The organism is Methylobacterium tarhaniae (assembly GCF_001043955.1).
GTDB lineage: Bacteria > Pseudomonadota > Alphaproteobacteria > Rhizobiales > Beijerinckiaceae > Methylobacterium > Methylobacterium tarhaniae.
Map to the genome: position 1 here is coordinate 26,268 of NZ_LABZ01000171.1, position 6,650 is coordinate 32,917.

General features: G+C 71.7%; 5 protein-coding genes. 2 read left to right on the top strand and 3 right to left on the bottom strand.

Annotated elements, in window-relative coordinates; all coding sequences use genetic code 11:
- Positions 1-4 precede the first annotated feature (4 nt).
- The 3 genes from VQ03_RS22545 to VQ03_RS22555 all read right to left on the bottom strand — a co-directional run bounded on the left by VQ03_RS22545 (position 5) and on the right by VQ03_RS22555 (position 3,376).
- Positions 5-979, bottom strand: a complete 975-nt coding sequence (locus VQ03_RS22545; RefSeq protein WP_048453148.1) for a cation diffusion facilitator family transporter — start codon at positions 977-979, stop codon at positions 5-7.
- Between the two features lie 105 nt (positions 980-1,084).
- Positions 1,085-1,903 (bottom strand): alpha/beta hydrolase, encoded by an 819-nt coding sequence (locus VQ03_RS22550; RefSeq protein WP_048453149.1) that lies wholly within the window; start codon positions 1,901-1,903, stop codon positions 1,085-1,087.
- Between the two features lie 123 nt (positions 1,904-2,026).
- Complete coding sequence (locus tag VQ03_RS22555; RefSeq protein ID WP_048453150.1) at positions 2,027-3,376, bottom strand: dicarboxylate/amino acid:cation symporter; 1,350 nt, start codon at positions 3,374-3,376, stop codon at positions 2,027-2,029.
- Positions 3,377-3,721: 345 nt separating this feature from the next.
- On the opposite strand from VQ03_RS22555, the gene VQ03_RS22560 reads away from it, so the two are divergent.
- Together VQ03_RS22560 and VQ03_RS22565 are read left to right on the top strand one after the other, a co-directional pair.
- Complete coding sequence (locus VQ03_RS22560) at positions 3,722-5,557, top strand: sensor histidine kinase (protein WP_048453151.1); 1,836 nt, start codon at positions 3,722-3,724, stop codon at positions 5,555-5,557.
- Positions 5,554-6,650 (top strand): sigma-54-dependent transcriptional regulator (locus VQ03_RS22565; RefSeq protein ID WP_048453152.1); only part of this gene is annotated, 1,097 nt, incomplete at its 3' end. The genes VQ03_RS22560 and VQ03_RS22565, both read left to right, overlap by 4 nt.

The window sequence follows — 6,650 nt, forward strand, 5'->3', positions numbered from 1 at the left end:
GGCCCTACACCACGTGATCCGGCGCCAGGGCGCAGGCCGGCCCGCCGGCCAGCTCCACCTGGAGCGTGACATGGGCGATGCCGAAGCGGCGGCGCAGCAGGCCGGCGCAGTCGTTGAGGAAGGCGTTGCCGGGATGGCCCTCAGGCATCACCAGATGGGCGGTGAGCGCGGTCTCGGTGGTGCTCATCGGCCAGACGTGGAGGTCGTGGACCTCCGCCACGCCGGGGTGCTCGGCGAGGCAGCGTCGCACCTCGGCCGGGTCGATGCCCGGGGGCACGGCGTCGAGCGAGAGCACGACGCTGTCGCGCAGCAAGCCCCAGGTGCCGGCGACGATCACCGCCACGATGACGAGGCTGGTGACGGGATCGATCCAGGTCCAGCCGGTCGCCATGATGACGAGGCCCGCCACCACCACGCCGGCCGACACCGCGGCATCGGCCAGCATGTGCAGGTAGGCGCCCCGCACGTTGAGGTCGTCCTTGCGGCCGGAGGCGAACAGCCAGGCGGTGACGCCGTTCACCGCGATGCCGATCAGCGCCACGATCGTGATGGTCAGGCCCGGGACGGGGGCGGGCTCATGGAAGCGCTGCACCGCCTCCCAGGCGATGGCGCCGACCGCGACCAGCAGGAACACCGCATTGAACAGGGCGGCGAGGATCGAGGACGAGCGCAGGCCGTAGGTGAACCGCGCCGTCGGCTGCCGCTGGCCGAGGGTCGCCGCCGCCCAGGCGACGACGAGGCCGAGCACGTCCGAGAGGTTGTGGCCGGCATCGGCGAGGAGGGCCACCGAATCGGTGAGGACGCCGTAGGCGCCCTCGATCAGCACGAAGCCGGCATTGAGGGCGATGCCGATCGCGAAGGCGCGTCCGAAACGCGCCGGGGCGTGGACGTGGCCCGGGCCGTGATGGTGATGACCGTGATCGTGATGCGCGTGATCGTGGCCGTCATGGTCATGCGCGTGGTCGTGGTGCTGGCCCATGCCCGCTTCCTGTCCCTCGCGCGGGCCTGAAGGCCCGCGCGGTCGTTCCAACGCCGTAGCTTTAGGGCGAGGTCCGCGGGGCGGCGAGCCCCGCCGGACGCCGGGTCAGCCCGCCGCCAGCCGCAAGGCCGCCTCGGTCAACGCTCCGTCGGGCCGGATCATCTGGTCGAGCACCGTGAAATGGTCGTCGCCGGGCAGGGCCAGGAGGTCGCCGGGAAGGCCGGTCCCGGCCCAGGCGGCCTGGTAGACCTGCGATTGCCGGCACAGCTCCGGCAGCTCGTCGGCCCCGTAGGCCACGGTGAGCGGGCCGGCCCGGCGCGGCAGGTGGCGGATCGGCGAGAGGGCGACCACCTCGTCCTCGGTGAGACGGAGCGCGTCGTCGAGCGCCGTGCGCCGGATCGGCGCGAGGTCGAAGATGCCCGAGACGGCGAGGCCCGCATCGACCTCGGGACAGGCCATCGCGAGCGCCGCGAGGTGCCCGCCGGCGGACCAGCCCGAGACGACGAGGCGCGGCGGGCTCACCTGCCTGCGCAGATGCGCGAGCGCCACCGGGATCTCGGCGGCGAGCGCCGTCATCGTCGCCTCGGGACAGAGGGTGTAGCCGATCATCGCCACGTCGAGGCCGCGGGCAAGGGGACCCTCGGCCAGCGCCGAGAAGCCGTGCTTGTCGTTGCGCTGCCAGTAGCCGCCATGGATGAAGGCCAGCAGCGGCGCGCCGGCCCGGCCACAGCGGAAGAGGTCGAAACGCTGCCGCGCCCCCTCGCCGTAGGGAATGTCCGGCTCGGCCCGACGGGTCTCGCGGAACGCCGCACTGCGCTCGCGCAGGGACGCCATGATGGCGCTGCTGCCGGGAACCGCGCCGGAATTGTCGTAGGCCTTGCTGAGGGCCGCGCGGTCCATCCCGCGCCAGTCGCCGCCCGCCATCGTGGATCCTCCCGGAAAGATCCCGGGAGGATAGCCCGGAAAACGAAAAGGGCGGCCCCGCGCCGCGCGCAGGGCCGCCCCCATCCTGTGCAGCCCGGGGCTGGCAAGGCCCCGGATCGTCGCTTACTCGGCGGCCTGGAGGGCCGGGACCGGGGCGATGTCTTCGAGCGGCAGCGGGTTGCCGTCGAGGGCGGCCTTCAGCCGGTCCATGTCGACCTCACCCTCCCAGCGGGCAACCACGATGCAGGCCACCGCGTTGCCGATGAAGTTGGTGAGCGCCCGGCATTCCGACATGAAGCGGTCGATGCCGAGGATCAGCGCCATGCCGACGACCGGCACGGAGGGGACCACCGCGAGGGTCGCCGCCAGCGTGATGAAGCCCGAGCCGGTGACGCCGGCCGCGCCCTTCGAGGAGAGCATGGCGACGAGGAGCAGCAGGGCCTGCTCGCCGTAGCTGAGGGGCGTGTCCGTCGCCTGGGCGATGAACAGGGCCGCCATGGTCATGTAGATGTTGGTGCCGTCGAGGTTGAACGAGTAGCCGGTGGGAACCACTAGGCCGACGACGGGCTTCGAGCAGCCGGCGCGCTCCATCTTCTCGAGCAGCGAGGGCAGGGCCGATTCGGAGGACGAGGTGCCGAGCACCAGCAGCAGCTCCTCCTTGATGTAGCGGATCAGCTTGACGATCGAGAAGCCGTTGTAGCGGGCGACCAGGCCGAGCACGCCGAAGACGAAGATCGCCGAGGTCAGGTAGAACGCGCCGACGAGATACGCGAGGTTGGCGAGCGAGGCGATGCCGTACTTGCCGATGGTGAAGGCCATCGCCCCGAAGGCGCCGATCGGGGCGACCTTCATGATGATGTGGACGACGCCGAAGATCGCCTCGGACAGGATCTTGATGAAGTCGAGCACCGGCTTGCCGCGCTCGCCCAGGAAGGCGAGGCCGAAGCCGAACAGCACCGAGAAGAACAGGACCTGAAGGATCTCGCCGCCCGAGAACGCCCCCACCGCCGTCGACGGGATGATGTTCATCAGGAAGTCGGTGATCGTCTGCGTCTTCGCCTTCTCGGCGTACATCGCGATCTGCTTAGGGTCGAGCGACTTCGGATCGATATGCATGCCTGCGCCCGGCTGGACGAGGTTTGCAATGATCAGGCCGACGATCAGCGCCAGCGTCGAGAAGGTGAGGAAGTAGATCAGCGCCTTGCCGCCGACCCGGCCGACCTTCTCGAGGTTGGTCATGCCGGCGATGCCGGAGACCACGGTGAGGAAGATCACCGGAGCGATGATCATCTTGACGAGCTTGATGAAGGCATCGCCGAGCGGCTTCATGTCGGCGCCGAGCGCCGGGTAGAAATGCCCGAGCGTGATGCCGATCGCGACGGCGACCAGGACCTGGAAATAGAGGGTCTTGTAGATCGGCTTCGGTGCCGGCGGCGCGTGGGGCGCGGTCAGCGGGGACGGGATCGTAGCCATCGGACGTTCTCCCTATAATGGCTCGTGACGGGACGGCGCTGGCGGTCGACCCGCTTTGGCGCTCTTGCTCTTGGCCGTACGGCGGCTTTGGCCGTTCGGCGGTGATCGACCTTTTCGCAAGGCCTGCCGCGCACCGGCAGGCCGCGGACAGACACACATTGGCAACCGGCGTGCCAGCCGGCGAAAAATCGAAATTTTTTGTTAAGTACGGACAAATAAAAGGGTTTTCATGGGACAGGAGGGAACGGCCCCGGAGAGCCTTCCGGCGCGCCGCAACGCGGGGCGGGATCCGTTCCGGAAATCCGCAACCGCCCGGACCGGGATTTGTCGTCCCGCGGGGCGCCCGTGACCGGCTGGCGCGCGCTGCCGCGCTCCCCGGCCCTGCCTTGGCTCCTCGGCCTCGCGGCGGTACTGGCCGCGGCCTTCCTCGCCGGCCGCACCGCCGAGCGGGCGGCGCTCGCCGACCTCCGGCGCTCGGCCTCGGCGACGCTGGCGCTCCAGGTCGCGGCCTTCCGCACCGAGATGCAGAAGCAGGGGTCGCTGCCGCTGGCGCTCGCCAGCGATCCGGAGATCGCCGCGGCGGTCGGCGCCTCCCCGGATCCGGCGCTGCTCGCCCGGGTGAACGACCGCCTGGCCGAGATCGCCCGCGCCTCGGGGGCGGCGGTGATCTACGTCATCCGCCAGGACGGCATCGCGGTCGCGGCGAGCAATGCCGGCGAGCCCGGCAGCTTCGTCGGGACGAGCTACGGCTTCCGTCCCTATGTCCAGCAGGCGCTGGCCGAGGGGGCGGGCCGGCAATTCGCGCTGGGCACCGTCAGCGGCCGGCCCGGCCTCTATCTCAGCCGCCGTGTCGCCGGCCCCGGCGGGCGGACCGGGGTGGTGGTGGTCAAGGTCGAGTTCGACGGCATCGAGGCGGCCTGGCGCGACTCCTGGAAGAGGGGCGGGGAGACCGTGATGGTCACCGATCCGCGCGGCATCGTCCTGATGGCGAGCGAGCCGGCCTGGCGCTTCGGCACCTTGCAGCCCGTATCGGACGAGGAGCGCCGGCTGATCCGCGAGCGGCTCGAATTCGGCGCCGCGCCGCTCGCGCCGGTGCCGATCCACCCGGCGGCGGACGGCACCCTGGTGAGGATCGGCAACGGGGCGGAGCCGGCGCGGCTGGCCCTGCCCCTCGACGCCGCGATTCCCGGCACCACCTGGCGGCTCCACACCCTGACCCGGATCGGCGTGGCGGTGGCGCGCGAGCGGATCCAGGCCCAGGTCATCGCCGGCCTCGCGGTCGGCCTCGCTTGTCTGAGCCTCGCCGAGATCGTCGGCCGGCGCCGGCGCCTGCGGGCGAGCCTCGCCGAGGCGGCGGCCCGGCGCATCGAGCTGGAGGAGCGGGTGCGGGCGCGGACGGAAGCCCTCACCGAGACCAACCGCAAGCTCAAGGCCGAGATCGCCGAGCGGCAGCGGGCCGAAGCCGAGCGCCAGCGCCTCGGACGGGAACTGGCCCATGCGGGCCGCCTGGCGGCTTTGGGGCAGTTCGCCGCCAGCATGGCGCACGAGATCAACCAGCCGCTGGCGGCGATCCGTTCCTACGCCGACAATGCCGGCATCCTGATCCAGCGCGAGCGCCTGGCCGAGGCGACCGAGAACCTCGCCGCGGTCGGCCGCCTGACCGAGCGCATCGCCGGCCTGACCCGCCAGTTGAAGGGCTTCGCCCGCAAGGCCTCGGGCCGGCGCGATCCCGTGGCGCTCACCGGCGTGGTGCGGGCGAGCCTGGAGGTGGTCGAGGGGCGCCTGGCCGGCATCGACCTCGCCCTCGCGCTGCCCGAGCCCTCGCCCTATGTCCTGGGGGAGGGGCCGCGGCTGGAGCAGGTCGTGGTCAACCTGGTGCAGAACGCCCTCGACGCGGTCGCGGGCGTCGACGAACCACGCATCGCCGTGACGGTGCGGGTCATGGGAGAGCGCGCGGTGCTGGAGGTGGGCGACAATGGGTCCGGGCTGCCCGACGGCGGCGCCCAGGTGTTCGATGCATTCTTCACCACCAAGGCCAGCGGCCTCGGGCTCGGTCTCGCCATCTCGCGCGGCATCGTCGAGGAGTGCGGCGGCACCGTCTCGGCCGGGGCTTCCCCCCAGGGCGGCGCCCTGTTCCGGGTCGAGCTGCCGCTGGCGCCCGCCATGGGAGCCGCCGCATGAGCGCGTCCTCCGACCGCGTGATCTTCGTCGACGACGAGGAGGAGGTGCGCCGCGCCAACGGCCAGAGCCTCGACCTCGCGGGCTTCGCCGTCGAGACCTACGGCGACGCCGAGTCGGCCCTGCGGGCGATCCTCGCCGCGCCGCCGGGCGTCGTCGTCACCGACGTGCGCCTGCCGGGGCTCGACGGGCTCGGCCTGTTCGCGGCGATCCAGGAGGCCGATCCCGAGCTGCCGGTGATCCTGATCACCGGCCACGGCGACATCACCATGGCGGTGCGGGCGATGCGCTCGGGCGCCTACGACTTCCTGGCCAAGCCCTACCCGGCCGAGACGCTGGTCGCCTCGGTGCGCCGCGCCCTCGAGCGCCGGGCGCTGGTGCAGGAGAACCGCTCGTTGCGCGCCCGCCTCGACGCCGCGGTGGCGGAGGACCCGGCCTTCCTCGGCGTCTCAGCCAGCATCAACCGCCTGCGCCAGTTCGTGCGCGAGGTGGCCGAGGCCGATGTCGACGTGCTGGTGCTGGGCGAGACGGGGTCGGGCAAGGAGGTGGTGGCGAGCGCGCTCCACCGCTGGAGCCGCCGGGCCAAGGGCAACTTCGTGGCGATGAATTGCGGCGCGCTCCCCGACACGGTGGTGGAGAGCGAGCTGTTCGGCCACGAGGCGGGCGCCTTCACGGGCGCGCTCAAGAAGCGGGTCGGGCGCATCGCCCACGCCGATGGCGGCACGCTCTTCCTCGACGAGATCGAGAGCATGGCGCTCAACATCCAGGTCAAGCTCCTGCGGGTGCTGCAGGAGCGGATGGTGGAGCCGCTGGGCACCAACGCCATCCAGCCCGTCGACATGCGGGTGGTGGCCGCCACCAAGATCGATCTCGGCCAGGCCGCCGCGCAGGGCACCTTCCGGGACGACCTCTATTACCGCCTGAACGTGGTCTCGGTGGCGATCCCGCCGTTGCGCGAGCGGCGCGAGGACGTGGCGCTCCTGTTCGAGCACTTCCTGCGCAAGGCCGCCGCCCGCTTCAACCGCGAGCCGCCGCCGGTGACGCCGTCGATCCGCGAGCACCTGAGCCGGCACGACTGGCCCGGCAACGTGCGCGA